Below are 14807 nucleotides of genomic sequence, written 5' to 3'. Positions count from 1 at the left end.
TAATCTTATAGAGATTGGCGGTGAGGTTTCCATAAACTGAATCATTAGTATGATATAATATTATTTTGTATACTAAGTTATGTATTTGAAAGGAGGAAAATATAATGCAACAATCATGGAAAATTGCATTTGCCTACATAGGTGTTATTGTAGGTGCAGGACTCTCAAGTGGACAAGATCTTCTACAATATTTTATAAGTTTTGGCCAAATAGGTCTTATTGGTGTTCTATTACTAGGTCTATTAAATGCCGCATTTGGTAAAATCATGCTTTCTTTGGGGAGCTACTATCGTGCAGATAATCATGAAGAAGTTTTTACACAGATTTCCCATCCGATCATTACAAAAATCCTTGATTTTGTTCTAATCGCTGGTAGTTTTATTATGGGCTTCGTTATGATAGCCGGTGCAGGATCAAACTTAGAACAACAATTTGGACTTCCTTTTTGGGTTGGCGGATTAATTTGCTCACTTTTAATCATAACCGTATCATTTATGGACTTTGATAAAATTACCAGTGTTCTAGGTGTTTTTACACCTATTATGATTGTAATGATATTCATCATTACAGGTTACTCTTTTATTGGTAAAAGTCATGATTGGGCTGCGTTAGATACTATAGCCCACACAATCAAACCAGCCACAAGCAATGTATGGTTTTCTGTCATTAATTATTATTCTCTATGTGCTATGACAGCTGTTTCTATGGCCTTTATTTTAGGTGGTTCTGTTGTTCGTATTGGTATTGCAGAAAAAGGTGGCACTCGTGGTGGCCTATTAGTCGGATTAGTTGTTTTTATAGCTGCTATCTCTATTTTTGCCAATCTAGATACAGTAAAAGATGCAGATTTGCCGATTCTTGCTATTGCCAATCAAATTCATCCTTGGCTAGCATATATATATGCAATCACAGTCTTTTCACTTATTTTTAATACAGCATTCTCTCTTTTTTATTCTATTGCTAGACGTTTTGCCAACGGCAGCACAAAAAGAATGAGAATTGTTATTATTTCTGTAGTAATCATAGGATATATATGTAGTTTCTTTGGTTTTAAAGATTTGATTAGTATCCTCTACCCAATTCTCGGTTATATGGGACTATTACTCCTAATTATTCTTATTTATGGCTGGCTCCGTGATCGTAAAGATATCATTATGGAAAAACTCTTCCGAAGAAAGATGCTCCATTTATCATTAAAAAAACATAGTCCTCACAAAAATCTTTCAGAAAAAGAACGCGAACTATTCCATACATTAGGTGATATTAGTCAAGCAGATACAAAATCTCTTAAAGAAGATATTCATAATGAAGCAAAAGAAATACTTTCAAATACGGAAACAGTTCAAGAGCTAAAAGACTATGTAGAAGAGCATCTCTCAATAGACGAAGAAGTTATACATCAAAATATCAATATCCTACAAGAACAACAGGAAGAATCAAAATCAACTGAATCTTCTAAAGATAGACCTATCAAAAAGTCCAATATAAATAACAATGAAGTAAAATGAATAACGAGGAAATAATGACAGGTGTGGAATTAGAAATTATACTAAAAGCTGGAAAAATACTACTTAGCAGTGGCGCCGAAATCAGTCGTACAGAGGATACTATGAATTACATAGCAAGAGCTATGAATTTTAAAGATTTAGAAGCCTACGTATCAAATAGAGGCATTTTTGCAACTGCTAAGAAAGCTGATGGAACTGAAATTACTCGTATTTATAACGTTCCTGAAGTCGATATTAACCTCAGCAAAATTGAATCTGTTAATGCTCTCTCCCGACGTATCACACAAAAAAATATTACTATTGAGGAGATTGAAAGTGAACTTAATCAAATTGATACCATGTCAGACTATTCTTTTTTTTGGAGATTAGTAGCTTATACGTTAGGAGCTTCGGGCTTTAGCTATGCAATTGGTAGTTCTATAACAGACTCTATAATTGCAGGTATTATAGGCTTAATATTAGGCGTCTATATGTGTACCATCAAACGCATACTTAGCTCTGATGTATTGATTACCATTTTAGGTAGTATTCTAATAGCCTTATTGGGTAATCTCTTTATCCACTTTGAATTAGGCTCCAACTTATCAGTTATATTACTAGGAGCCATGATTGACATTGTTCCCGGAGTTCCTTTCGTCAATGCTATTAGAGAGTATAGCCAGAATAACTATAATACAGGAATAACCCTTATGATGGGCGCGTTACTTACCTGTATTTCAATGGCTGTAGGGGTCGCAGTAGTACAATCACTACTCTTCAACACACAAATGATTCCTCTTTATACCTCTAATTTAGATACTAATTCCTTAACCTCTATGTTTATGCGTAGTATAATGGCTGGTATTGGTACTACAGCATTTGCAATCTTATTCCGTGTAGCTAAACAACATTTTATCGATTGTACAATATTAGGATTCATCTCATGGTTCTTGTTCTTAACATTATCTTCACTACAGTCTAATGTTATGCTCTCCATATTCATCAGTGGTTTTATCATCGCCATAGCATCAAGAATATTGGCTGTTAAACGGAAATGCCCTGCTATAGTTTTCCTAATGACTAGCTTATTCCCTTTACTACCAGGACTCAGCTTTTATCGATCCATTTATTATATGCTAATGGGACAAGAAACTATTGCCATTAGCTTCGCAAAAGAATCCTTTTTGATAGCTTTTACAATTGCTATATCTATCGCAATTGTAAAACATATAAAACCACCACAAATCAAAAAACACACTTATTAGTAATATAACCTTATATCAAATTCATGTAAATTAAAGCATTATAAAAGAGGTTCCTATAAGTCACTACTATGACCATTAGGAACCTCTTTTATTTATAACTATATTGTGCTAATTAGATATCACTTATTTATAACTGAACTGCGCATCCATAATCATTTGACGCAACTGCTCAATGCGAACACCATTTGGTAGCTTGTCTCTATAAAACTGCAACTTATAATAGTAACGAGTTTCCTCATAATCAGTAACTAATACCATATCAGTCCTATTATGTAACGGCCAGCCATACATAAATTCGGCTAGCAAACTACGCACACCATCATTATTGACCTCTATTACATCATGCTTAACAGGCAATATCATCTTAACTGTAGGTTCAGGAACCGTCCTATCTTTAACAATCTCATTAACCTCAGCATCTAACGTGGAACTCGTACTATCGATAGATCTAGCCTTTACATGCATAAATACCCCATCAGAGGTTCTAAACGCCCTACCATCAATGTCCTTTGTTTCACCCTGCGTTTCGATAGCATTCTTTAATACTCGGAATTGATACGGTCCATAAAACTTTGTATCTGTAATAGCATCTAATACCACATCATATTGACCATTATGTACATTCGTAACATGCATAAAAGGCTTTATATCGCTAGCTTGTGAAAGCATCGGTACGGCTAAACACAAACCTAAGCTTATTAATGTAATACAACGTTTCATATGAGTCTCCCTCTCCCTAAAAACTATTATCTTATTTGTATTGTAACATAATTAATCTATTCCATTATAATAGTTACAAAACGAAAGAGGTTCCTATTGGTCACCTAGGTGACTATTAGGAACCTCTCATCTATTTACTTTTATTATGGACATCACTATATTGAAGTTGAGGCCTCTAAATGGGTCCAGCCTTTGCTAATCTTCTAGAGATTGGCGGTGATCAATATGAGTACATTCGAAGTGTTATCGTTAATGATTTCCTTTGGTATGCTTGTAGCGACCATTATCATGGCAGCAAAGTGATTGACCTCTAGCTGAAAGCTAGCTTTCTAATCGTGGCATGAAAAAAGGCCCGACATAGAAGTCAGACCGTTTCTTCAATTTTTCTTATTAGAAGCGAAGTCTGGCGTCGAAACCATTTATGCCTCACTTTGATATAAATTATATCATATCTAAACAAGGAAAGAAATCTAAGTATTTCTTTCCTTGTTTTCAATTATAAACCTTTATAGTGCATACAATAGTGACTTATATCAACGACAAGATATCCTCTCAATTGCTATATTTGTAACATATTACTACTGGGCTGACGGATTCGTAGAATTGACTACATGCACAGTAGCGCACATCGTGTGATAGCCGACCGTCTGGGCAAGCTTTTGTTCAGGCGGTCTTTTTTTATTTTCTTGTAGCAAATAATACTGTACAAAGTTTAAATCATCTCACCTATATGAAAGGAGTTTTCTTATGAGAAATCGTTGGCTTATTGCACTAGCTGCCATTGGTCTGCATATATCCATCGGTAGTGTGTACGCATGGAGCGTGCTCACACGACCTATTATGGCAGATATGGGATTTACTATGTCTCAAACAACATGGACCTTCTCCCTAGCTATCCTGATGCTTGGACTGTCTGCAGGCTTTTTAGGATCCTTTGCAGAAAAAATAGGTCCCAAGAAAAGCGGCCTTCTTGCTATGTTATTCTGGGTGGCAGGCCTATTAGGTACTGCTTATGCACTTAGTGTCCATAATCTTACCTTACTCTATCTATTCTATGGTATCATCGGTGGTATCGGACTAGGTATTGGTTATATAACACCAGTTTCTACACTGGTAAAATACTTTCCAAATCGCCCAGGATTTGCCACCGGGTTAGCCATTATGGGTTTTGGATTTGCTTCACTCATTGCAGGACCACTTATGCAATTCCTCGTAGCTCAAGTTGGATTAGTAAATAACTTCATTATCCTCGGCGTAATCTATCTAGTGGTTATGGGCGCCTCTTCTCTCTATTTGAAAGCACCTCAACCAAAACAACCACCTCGAACTACGAAAGATAAATCCACTATGTACGTTCACAACCATGGTATGCTAGCCAATGATGCTATGAAAACTTGGCAATTTGGTGCCCTTTGGTGGATTTTCTTTATTAATATTACCTGTGGTATAGGTCTTCTATCCTTAGCATCCCCTATGGCACAAGAAACCATTGGTATGACACCTGCAGCAGCTGCATCACTAGTTGGTATCATCGGTATCTTCAATGGTGGAGGTCGCATTGCATGGTCCACTATCTCCGACTACTTTGGCCGTGCACAAACTTACATACTATTCTTTGTTATACAAATCATCGCATTCTACGTACTTGCCGAAACCAATAATGCTCTAACATTCCAAGTTTTAATTCTTCTCATTATCACCTGCTATGGCGGCGGATTCGCCTGTATGCCAGCATATCTTGCAGACCTCTATGGCATACGCCAACTCTCCACTATTCATGGCCGCATTCTAACCGCTTGGGGATTAGCTGGTATAGTTGGTCCTATGCTCGTGTCATACTTTCACGAAGCAGGATATGGATATACTACAGCCTTAGTATGCTTTGCTCTTCTATTTGTATTAAATACAATTATTGCTATAATCTTAAAAATATACGGCAAACGAGGTCTGCATAAAAGATACTGTTAAATCCCCCAAACTAATTACAAAACGAAAGAGGTTCCTATTGATCACCTAGGTGACTATTAGGAACCTCTAATCTATTTACTTTTATTATTCACAACATTATATTGAACTTGAGGCCTCTAAATGGGTCCAGCCTTTGCTAATCAACTCGAGGATTGGCGGTGATCAATATGAGTACATTCAAAGTGTTATCGTTGATGATTTCCTTTGGCATACTTGTGGCGACCATTATCATGGCAGCAAAGTGATTGACCTCTAGCTGAAAGCTAGCTTTCTAATTGGGGCATGAAAAAAGGCCCGACATAGAAGTCAGACCGTTTCTTCAATTTTAAAACTTTAGAAGCGAAGTCTGGCGACCAAACCATTTATGCCTCACTTTGATATAAATTATATCATATCTAAACAAGGAAAGGAATCGTATGATTTCTTTCCCTATTTTATTTATAAAAATAAGGATTAGATAAACCAAACATCCTCTTGATACATATTACCAGTGTCAGATAATGTTACATCTGTAATTAATTTTCGTAACTGCGCCTTAGTATATGCACCATCATCTAAGGGATATTGGATTGAATTTTGGTACTTAAAACTATCATCATAAGTAATAAACATCAATACACCCTGGCGATTATCTAATTCAAGATCTAGTAGTAAACCTGGCACACCATCATTCCAAACAAAGGAATGGCTACCTTTGATAATCTTTGGAGATCCAGGAAATCCAAAGAACTCAGCAGTCTTATTATCTATTTTTTGTAACAGATCAATTTCGTCAAATGAACTAAATACACCCTTTTCCAAATTATTTACAGGGTCAATCAAAATTTGTTGCCTTATATCTCTATCAACTGTGAAAGTCACACCATCTATCTTAACATTAGGGTTATTTTCTTTAACGGCTGTTTTAGGAACTCTAAAAGAATATTTCTTATAGTTTTCTACTCGGCTATAGTCATCTAAACCTCGAAGAGATTGAATTGAAGGCAATACATAATTAGCCATTATTTTATTAATATCATTTGATGTGACACTCTCTGTTACACGAGGATACAGAATAATATTATATGCTTGCTTAGGATGCTTACTCAACTCAAAATTTAAAGCAATAATGTCCATATCTACAGCACCAGTAAGAGTTATTTTTCTCCAGTAACTTTTACTAAGACCATCATATTTAAAAACCATATCTGTTTTATCAGGAGCATATGGCATTTTATTTTCAATAATAGCAGTAACAATCATTGGGGACTGAAATAAATAACCAGCCGTTGCATCCGGAAAATCACTTAATGCCTCTTTTTGTACTGCACTAAATGGTAATGTTACTGATAGGCCACCCTTTTTATTATGTAAATTCACTACTGTGTTACCATCAAACTTACGACGTTCAATAGTATAAATCTCATTCTTTAAGGATTCTACAGCATCGTCGTCTACAACAACACCAAACTCTTGATTAAAGCGCGCTTTAGAATAAGCGGAAAATGAATCTGCCTTCTTTTTTAATCTCTCATCATATGTAGACTCAATTTTATCAGTCGTATATACCGCCTGTACATATGCATCACGCGAAATACTTGGATCTGCACCGGGAATATTCACATCAACAGCATAACTAGATACACTAACAGCGCTCAATACAATAGCACTTAATAATAATCGTTTTAACATATACATCTCTCCACAAATAGTAATTTTAACTGTATTGTAACATAATAGGAACACAATTATGAATACGATTACAAAACGAAAAAGGTTCCTATTGGTCACCTAGGTGACTATTAGGAACCTCTAATCTATTTACTTTTATAATTAACGGCACTATATTGAAATTGAGGCCTCTAAATGGGTCCAGCCTTTGCTAATCTTCTAGAGATTGGCGGTAATCAATATGAGTACATTTAAAGTGTTATCGTTAATGATCTCCTTTGGGATACTTGTAGCGACCATTATCATGGCAGCAAAGTGATTGACCTATAGCTGAAAGCTAGCTTTCTAATCGTGGCATGAAAAAAGGCCCGACATAGAAGTCAGACCGTTTCTTCAATTTTAAATTACTAGAAGCGAAGTCTGGCGACCAAACCATTTATGCCTCACTTTGATATAAATTATATCATATTTAAACAGGGAAAGAAATCTAAGGATTTCTTTTCCTGTTTTAACTTTACACATCTAAATTTGACTAAAAAATACAAGAGCTAATTTAACCTAATTTATAACTACAATATTTTCAAGGACAACTAACTTGAAAATAATTTCTTATAATCACTGATTACAGCTTTAAGATTTATATATTCTTCAAGAATATATAGACCATCAATGTGTCGTCTATCAACATGTACTACAGTTTTTCTTTCACCGGATGTAGGTATAACTAAAGCATTTCTAATAATGGCATTTTTATATTTACCACGCAAGTAATAGTAATAAAAGGCTTGCTTATAATTAAATGAATTCACATCATTAGAAAAATACTTAGAATCGAATAGTAAGATTAATTGTTGTCTTCTACTAGTTATAATGTTTAAGTAATGATCAAACTGTATAGAAAATCGGCCACGGCCTCTTGTTTTATTTTCCTCTATATCTATGTTATCAGGCTTTATTATTTTTAAATTACTAGATTGTGACTCCTTTGTAATTTTATAATCATGTCCCATAATTTGGAGATGACTAGATAGATAGGAGTTTACCATACGCTCCCAGAACCATCCAAAATACAGAGTTAGAAACTTAGATGACTTACTACGATTACTTTTCCATTGAAAGTATCTTATCAAGGAATTCAATAACAATCGTTCATGATCCTTGAAAAAACGACCAACTAATGTTTGTAACTTAGAGATACAAAAATTGTACTCGTCAAAAATAGGATTATAAAATTGACGCTTATAAGGATGGATATCATCTAATAAAGATTGAAATGATTTATAAAAATCATATAAGACATAATCCATACACTCAGTAATAAAAATTGACTCATCGTATTCACAGTTAACTATAAACGGAGAGTATACAAAATTTCCATCACTTAATAAGGGGCGAATTGTATTTATTGTTTGGTACCAATTGATATGACCTTTATATCCTTTTGAAGTATCTCTAATTTGACTATGATATAAACCAAACTCTAAATAATATCTAAGAATATAGTAGTACGCATCTACAGGAATTGTATCAGATAATTGTCCAGGCTCCACACCATAGAGTTGTCTATCTCGCTCTATAATATACAATATATCCTTCATCTCTTTTAAAAGTTGTAACTTTTCATCTCGTGAAATTGCGTTCTCAACATTATAATGCTTTGGAAATGAAAGCAGAATATTATCTTCTTTTATTACCATTCCTACAAAAGAGCAATTCAACCTCTCATTATATCGATCACAATATGGATATATATCCCATTCTCCACAAAAAGACTCTGTCAAATTATCACCATCATTTATGATCTCAAAGTGATAATCTAATACATCATTTATCATGTTATAACTTCCCGTATTGCTCGATTACAGATTTACTTAAAATATTCTCTTGCTTTTCAAATGCATAATATAATTGACTAAAAGATGTTATACCGTCAGCAAAAAGACTTCCACTAGTATACGAAACACGCTCTACATCCTGCCATAAATAATGTAATAATTTATTGGCAACTTGCTCTCTATTTAAGTCCTCATCACCTTTATCCTTTAAGAAGAAAGGACCGAGCTGTTTGTCTTCTGCTAATCCTAAATCATTTATGATAACATGATTGATTGCTTGATATAGTTTTACCCACTCATACTGATTGTCACTTGTAAAATTAATACTAAAATTATTGACGTAGCCATTAGTATCTGACTTAATAGGTTCAACTCCGACATATGTAAAATCGAATCTTCGTTTAAACGCAGTATCAATAACATTAACATTTTGATCACTTGTATTAACGGTACCTATGATATGTAAATTCTTTGGAATAACAATCTTATATCCTGGCTTTATAGCTCCATTTAAAATAAGGTATTCATAAATGGATTTATTGTTAATACCATACATGCTTTTACCAGTATCATCTCTATCCAATAGCTGGAATATGTCACCAAAAATACTAGCAATATCACCACGAGACATTTCCTCTAAAATAAGATATACATCTATACCACTATCTTGATTTCTTAACGCAGCAAACAGAGCAGTTGTAAAAATTCCTGGTACAAATTCATAAGAAATTTTCCCATCTTTTGTTACAGGCATAATATTACCTACAAAATCAAAGTAAGAGTAATCACGATAAATAGTGGTACGGAAAACATAAGGGTTATCATCACATTCATTGAAGCCTGGATAACTTTGTCTTATTAAAGAGCTTATACTATAACTTTTGCCAGTACCAGGTGCACCATAAAACATAACTTGTATTGACATGTCTCTTTTAGTTTTAGCTAATATTTCTTTACTATCTAAAGTCAAAGAGAAATCTGGTGCCAATTCTTTTATTTTTTCTATTATAATATCTGCTTGAGTATCTGAAATTGAGGCAAGCCCACCTTGAAGATTTAATGAACTTCCATCATTAAACCAACTATTAATCTCAGAAAGACTTATTGGGTTATCAAATTTATGAACACAACGTAACACAGCTTTATTAGTTTGTAAATCAGGTAAAATTAAATAATCAACAATTTGAAAAACACAAACTATGGAACCCGCAGGTTGATTAGAGCCCTCTCCAGAATCTTTATTATACCCTAAGCCAAATCTTCCGATTTCTATGTTCTTTTCAGTTGCATAGTTGTACGTAACAACATCACCAACTTCAAGTTGATACCAAGAGAAACCAGATTCTTTAAAGTTTGCAGTTGCTCTCCATAACAATCTCTTTTCATTTTTTGCTACATTAGCCACCTTTGTTTTTTTCCTAGTTATCTTTTTTCGTCTCTCTTTCCAATAAACTTGCGCTTTAGCCCTAATTTCTTTTTCCACATTTAATGTTGATATATCTAGCTCTTGACCTTTTGGTGTTAATAAAATACGACTATTTTTACCTTTACTCTCACGACTTAAAATACCTAAAACTTCTAGCTCTTTTATTGCAAGACTAAATCTTTTAGTAAAATCCTTATAAGGGATTCCTGTTTTCTCTGAAGTATATACAGCTTCAGCATATTCAGCAATATATGGATCCATCTTAATTATTTGAGAGCGTAATTCTGCTGTCGTTAATGAACTACGCGATTGACTAAGTACCTCTAAAATAGGTTTTATTAAATAAGAAACTCTTTCCTCTGTTGTTAAATTATCAATATCCCCCATATTATCCCCCACATTTTTCCAATAAAAGAAGTATACCAAATCTCATAATCTAGCTATATTACTTATATTTTATCATAGATAAATCAAATTATGAATATTTCATGAATCCCAAAAAATGTAAATATTTAGTACTGAAAATAGAAAAGGTCCTAATAGACAAATTAATGACCATTAGGAACCTTTCATATTTTTACTTTTATTATTACTAACACTATATTGAGCTTAATCCCACTAAATTACTCCAACCTTTACTAATCTCCTAGAGATTGGCGGTGATCAATATGAGTACATTCAAAGTGTTATCGCTCATGATTTCCTTTGGTATACTTGTAGCGACCATTATCATGGCAGCAAAGTGATTGACCTCTAGCAAAAAGCTAACTTTCTAATCGGGGCATGAAAAAAGGCCCGACATAGAAGTCAGACCGTTTCTTCAAATATTTACTTTAGAAGCGAAGTCTGGCGTCGAAACCATTTATGCCTCACTTTGATATAAATTATATCATATTAAAACAAGGAAAGAAATCTAAGGATTTCTTTCCTTGTTTTGTTTGTAAGGTCACAATTTACTAGCTTATAAATCCTCTAAAGTATAAATAGGCAAGTATCTTTGTGCGAATGAAAGGTTTTTATTAAGTTCTGCCCATTTGGTAGCATCACCAATAACATAGATATATTCTTTTGCTCTAGTAAAGGCTACATTTACGTTGTTAGCGTTAACCCATTTAATAGCTCCATTAGCAGTGCCATCGCTTTGACAGCCTAACATATAAATGACAACTTTAGCTTCTTTACCTTGGAAAGTATGAACAGTTCCAATATTATCTTTTAACCAACCGCTCTTATTATCTTTATCTGTCCAGTTTACAATATCATCACTAATAGATTGCATGTAGCTTTTAAATCCATGTGCAACACTAGTAAATGGTGTAATGATAAATATATCTTTAAATTCTGTATTTCTTGCTCGTAACTTTTGGATCAATTCAAAAGCAATTTGCCCTTGTACTTGTATATATCGATCTTTACCCGCACTGGCTTCAATATGGCTTGCATCATATGTTATCCAACAGCTTTCTTTACATGGATTAATAGGATCATCAGAATCTATGGTCTTATTAATCATAAAACCACCATACGATAACTCATTAGCAACTGTAAACATCGGATCTTTACACCGTCTATGAATAACAAGCGGACAACCGACCCAAGATTCAGAGCCATCAAGATTTTTGATAATACCTGCAAATGGATTTTGTGCATCAGCTAAACTTTGTACGGATAGCTCTTTACTCCGATACTTACCAATACCTTCTCCACCAATTTTTTCTACAAATAAATCCTGCACAGTTTGTACCGGTTCAATTTGCTTTGGATCGCCAACTACTATTGCCTTTTGCGCTCGGAACAATGCTCCTACAAGCATATGAGGTGACGCCTGCCCAGCTTCATCAATAATAATGGTCCCTAAGGAGCCTTCAGATTTACAATTAATCAAGAATCTCTCCACAGCTGCAAAAGTAGATGAAATAACAGGCACTGCAATCATCAAGGAATTAAGTAATACAGGGAAAATCGTAACAAGATCAAAGTTTTTCTGTAATTTTTTCCTATCACTTAATGATCCCCAATACTCACTGAGTAATTGCATATTTTTTCTGAAAGCATCACTCATAACTACAGCCTTTTGTAATTGTAAGGCATCATATAATAAACGCTCTCTACATTCATTTAAATAATTACATACATATAAGAATGCCGTATGCGCCTCTGCGCGATCCGCATCAGATGACATTAACTTTGATGCTATATCATCAAAACAATGTATCGTATCTTTACCACTAGCTTTTAATGTCCCTAAAATCTCTTGCTGTGTTTTCTCTGATTCTAGAATTGTACTATCAATCCCCTTAATATCAGATAATAGGCTATCTTTCGTATGGATTATAGATTCACGCTCATTGACTAACTGATGTAATGCAGTTAATTGATCTTTAACAGTTTGAAGCTTGTTAGTCTCCTCTTCAATTACAGATAACAATGTAGGATTACCCATAGCTTTTAAAATAGACCAATTAGTAGCACTCCACAGCTTATCAAAAATAGACCGTTGATTGTTATACTCTATTAATTTAGTCTCAATACTATTTTTATGCTCTATTAACTGTAACAAATCACCATCTAATGTATCATATTTACTTAATTCTTCATTGATTGTATGAACTTCCGCTTGTAATCCATCGATTTTAAGATTTAAATCTTGAATTAATTGAACGTTCTCTTCATATGTTGTTACATAAGTAAATAATGTTTTTACAAGCTTATATTGAGCCTGAAACTGTCTTTTAGCACTTTTAAAAGCATCTTGAGCACTAGGAATCCCCATAACAGAAGACAAATCTGAGGATAATACATGCAATGCAGTCATAAAAGTATTAATATTAGATTTCTTACCAAGTCTAGCAGAAATTAACCCCCATTGATCATGTCTCTCTACCAAACGATCAGCTAAAAATGTAAAATATACCTCACTGGATTTAACGTATTTATATTTCTCAGCCTTAGCGAAACAAGATAAATCAACCTGCTGGTCTGAGAACTCTGGATTAAATAAGGTAGACCCATTAGTTCCCGCTTTTACAGAGGAAATATTTGGTAATTCTAATGTAATATTTTCAACAGCCTTATTATTTGATGAAAGCACCAACATACCATATACTGCTATGTCACTAGGTATAGTATAGTAAAAGGATTTACCATCCCGGCCCACAACCTTTTTGAAGATATCATTTACATGATTACTTTCACAAAACTTAGCAGCACGTTCAACAATATTACTAGCAATAATATCCTTTAATAATGTTGTTTTACCTGTACCAGGAGGGCCATTAACAGAAAAGATATCTTTAGGATTCTCCTTAGCAATATTAACAGCAATTTGCTGCATAAAGGATAAATTAAACTTTGAAGGCCATCTACCATATGGTAAAACCTTTGGATTATACCACTTTTGCATCTGATCCGTATCTTTTAACAAATCATAATGCTCAATATCCTGATTAAGACTATTGATATAAGACAATACCTTATCATTGTTCTTTAATGTATCAATGTTCTGTAAAACCAACCGTAGATCATCTAGGAAAAAGCTTGATTTTAGATCATTAATAGGCATTGTATCAGCTTTAACAAGCTGAATATCATCGGTCTCAAAACCGCAATAGCCATACACATCACCAGCACGGAACATGGTAATACCCATAGGCTCCAGGATATGTTCTTGTATATACTCATTGATTACACGTGCAGCTTTATCTAGAGTTACCTTTTCCTCAGGAAGATTAAAACTATCCTCGATATCTTTAACAACCACATCCCAACCATCTAGCTTAATATCTTTAAAAGCCACATCAGGCTGAGACATCATCTGATAAATCACCCAAATAAAAGGAGCAATTTGTAAACTTCCCGCTTTATAGTGACCCTCTGCATCAGCGATAAATGAAGCACTATACACATTCCCTAAATATGGTTTTTCTGGATGTTCAACCTCTAATTTTTCAATAAAGGCTTCTAGTACTTCAGTCCCTTTGACTACGCTTAATAGAACCGCATATTCATCATCTAACACATAGTCCTTTTTATCCTTAAAACATGTAATCTCATCAGTAATCGAGTAATTATATGGATCATTTGGCAACGGCACTACATACATAGATACACGTGAATTTGTTTTCTTCCACAAAGGATTAATTACTGACTGTTGATAAATAGTAGTTCTATCATAGTCAGTTGAAAATATAAGCTCTTTAATATACTTCTTGGGAAGCGCTTTATACTTTGGAACCTCTTTCGGTTGCAAACATTCAAGTGAATACCAATAATTTATAATTTGCTTTGCACTATCTCTCATCTATATCTACCCTCTCATTAGACTAATGAAAGTATTATATAGAATAAAAAGAAAACTTTTATGAAAAAAGTATACTAAATTAATCGATACCTATTTTCTTGGACAGATATAATTAAGATACTTTTTGAGAATGAGTTCGGTATTCTACCGGACTCA

Annotated in this window: 12 protein-coding genes and 1 riboswitch; of the genes, 7 read left to right on the top strand and 5 right to left on the bottom strand. The window is 33.9% G+C overall.

From position 1 onward, the window contains the following. Positions 1 to 104: 104 nt before the first annotated feature. Both VEIT17_RS03420 and VEIT17_RS03415 read left to right on the top strand, forming a co-directional pair. Entirely contained in the window at positions 105 to 1508 is a 1404-nt protein-coding gene (locus VEIT17_RS03420; protein WP_178884769.1) for a YkvI family membrane protein, read from the top strand. Positions 1509 to 1522: 14 nt separating this feature from the next. Further along, complete coding sequence (locus VEIT17_RS03415; protein WP_178884768.1) at positions 1523 to 2752, top strand: threonine/serine exporter family protein; 1230 nt, start codon at positions 1523 to 1525, stop codon at positions 2750 to 2752. Positions 2753 to 2875: 123 nt separating this feature from the next. Here VEIT17_RS03415 and VEIT17_RS03410 read toward each other — a convergent pair whose 3' ends face one another. Then, positions 2876 to 3472 carry a hypothetical protein gene (locus VEIT17_RS03410; RefSeq protein WP_178884767.1) on the bottom strand — a complete coding sequence of 199 codons (597 nt, stop codon included), beginning with the start codon at positions 3470 to 3472 and terminating at the stop codon, positions 2876 to 2878. Between the two features lie 179 nt (positions 3473 to 3651). Between VEIT17_RS03410 and VEIT17_RS09960 the strand changes: the two genes are divergently transcribed. The 3 genes from VEIT17_RS09960 (at position 3652) to VEIT17_RS09910 (ending at position 5685) form a co-directional block, all read left to right on the top strand. Beyond that, the gene (locus VEIT17_RS09960) at positions 3652 to 3786 is read left to right on the top strand and encodes a hypothetical protein (protein ID WP_277872763.1); all 135 of its coding nucleotides are present in this window, start codon (positions 3652 to 3654) and stop codon (positions 3784 to 3786) included. 258 nt (positions 3787 to 4044) lie between these two features. Next, positions 4045 to 4132, top strand: a riboswitch (ZMP/ZTP riboswitch). An 87-nt stretch (positions 4133 to 4219) separates the two neighbouring features. After that, positions 4220 to 5440, top strand: a complete 1221-nt coding sequence (locus VEIT17_RS03405; RefSeq protein WP_178884766.1) for an L-lactate MFS transporter — start codon at positions 4220 to 4222, stop codon at positions 5438 to 5440. 167 nt (positions 5441 to 5607) lie between these two features. Further along, positions 5608 to 5685 (top strand): putative holin-like toxin, encoded by a 78-nt coding sequence (locus tag VEIT17_RS09910; RefSeq protein ID WP_223209338.1) that lies wholly within the window; start codon positions 5608 to 5610, stop codon positions 5683 to 5685. A 208-nt stretch (positions 5686 to 5893) separates the two neighbouring features. Here the strand turns inward: VEIT17_RS09910 and VEIT17_RS03400 are convergent, their stop codons facing one another. Then, positions 5894 to 7111 (bottom strand): hypothetical protein, encoded by a 1218-nt coding sequence (locus VEIT17_RS03400; RefSeq protein WP_178884765.1) that lies wholly within the window; start codon positions 7109 to 7111, stop codon positions 5894 to 5896. Positions 7112 to 7331: 220 nt separating this feature from the next. Here VEIT17_RS03400 and VEIT17_RS09905 point away from each other — a divergent pair, with 220 nt between their 5' ends. Next, a complete protein-coding gene (locus tag VEIT17_RS09905; protein WP_223209338.1) occupies positions 7332 to 7409 on the top strand; it encodes a putative holin-like toxin in 78 nt (25 codons plus the stop codon). Positions 7410 to 7680: 271 nt separating this feature from the next. Here VEIT17_RS09905 and VEIT17_RS03395 read toward each other — a convergent pair whose 3' ends face one another. Both VEIT17_RS03395 and VEIT17_RS03390 read right to left on the bottom strand, forming a co-directional pair. Continuing rightward, the gene (locus tag VEIT17_RS03395) at positions 7681 to 8925 is read right to left on the bottom strand and encodes an LlaJI family restriction endonuclease (RefSeq protein WP_178884763.1); all 1245 of its coding nucleotides are present in this window, start codon (positions 8923 to 8925) and stop codon (positions 7681 to 7683) included. A 1-nt stretch (position 8926) separates the two neighbouring features. Next, on the bottom strand, positions 8927 to 10738 hold the full coding sequence (locus VEIT17_RS03390; protein WP_178884761.1) for an AAA family ATPase: 1812 nt from the start codon (positions 10736 to 10738) through the stop codon (positions 8927 to 8929). Positions 10739 to 11019: 281 nt separating this feature from the next. Between VEIT17_RS03390 and VEIT17_RS09900 the strand changes: the two genes are divergently transcribed. After that, a complete protein-coding gene (locus VEIT17_RS09900; RefSeq protein ID WP_223209338.1) occupies positions 11020 to 11097 on the top strand; it encodes a putative holin-like toxin in 78 nt (25 codons plus the stop codon). Positions 11098 to 11312: 215 nt separating this feature from the next. Here the strand turns inward: VEIT17_RS09900 and VEIT17_RS03385 are convergent, their stop codons facing one another. Next, positions 11313 to 14651, bottom strand: a complete 3339-nt coding sequence (locus VEIT17_RS03385; protein ID WP_178884759.1) for a DEAD/DEAH box helicase — start codon at positions 14649 to 14651, stop codon at positions 11313 to 11315. Positions 14652 to 14807: the final 156 nt, after the last annotated feature.

The sequence above is a fragment of the Veillonella nakazawae genome (assembly GCF_013393365.1).
In the GTDB taxonomy this organism is placed as follows: Bacteria; Bacillota; Negativicutes; order Veillonellales; family Veillonellaceae; genus Veillonella; species Veillonella nakazawae.
Note: the sequence above shows the minus strand (reverse complement) of the source record. Positions and strands in the feature narration are given on the sequence as shown.

Excerpts from the sequence above, each read along its gene's own strand:
- VEIT17_RS03415 (WP_178884768.1), top strand. The coding sequence starts at position 1,523 with ATGACAGGTGTGGAATTAGAAATTATACTAAAAGCTGGAAAAATACTA.
- VEIT17_RS03390 (WP_178884761.1), bottom strand. The coding sequence starts at position 10,738 with ATGGGGGATATTGATAATTTAACAACAGAGGAAAGAGTTTCTTATTTA.
- VEIT17_RS03405 (WP_178884766.1), top strand. The coding sequence starts at position 4,220 with ATGAGAAATCGTTGGCTTATTGCACTAGCTGCCATTGGTCTGCATATA.
- VEIT17_RS03420 (WP_178884769.1), top strand. The coding sequence starts at position 105 with ATGCAACAATCATGGAAAATTGCATTTGCCTACATAGGTGTTATTGTA.
- VEIT17_RS03400 (WP_178884765.1), bottom strand. The coding sequence starts at position 7,111 with ATGTTAAAACGATTATTATTAAGTGCTATTGTATTGAGCGCTGTTAGT.
- VEIT17_RS09910 (WP_223209338.1), top strand. The coding sequence starts at position 5,608 with ATGAGTACATTCAAAGTGTTATCGTTGATGATTTCCTTTGGCATACTT.
- VEIT17_RS09960 (WP_277872763.1), top strand. The coding sequence starts at position 3,652 with ATGGGTCCAGCCTTTGCTAATCTTCTAGAGATTGGCGGTGATCAATAT.
- VEIT17_RS03395 (WP_178884763.1), bottom strand. The coding sequence starts at position 8,925 with ATGATAAATGATGTATTAGATTATCACTTTGAGATCATAAATGATGGT.
- VEIT17_RS03385 (WP_178884759.1), bottom strand. The coding sequence starts at position 14,651 with ATGAGAGATAGTGCAAAGCAAATTATAAATTATTGGTATTCACTTGAA.
- VEIT17_RS09900 (WP_223209338.1), top strand. The coding sequence starts at position 11,020 with ATGAGTACATTCAAAGTGTTATCGCTCATGATTTCCTTTGGTATACTT.
- VEIT17_RS03410 (WP_178884767.1), bottom strand. The coding sequence starts at position 3,472 with ATGAAACGTTGTATTACATTAATAAGCTTAGGTTTGTGTTTAGCCGTA.
- VEIT17_RS09905 (WP_223209338.1), top strand. The coding sequence starts at position 7,332 with ATGAGTACATTTAAAGTGTTATCGTTAATGATCTCCTTTGGGATACTT.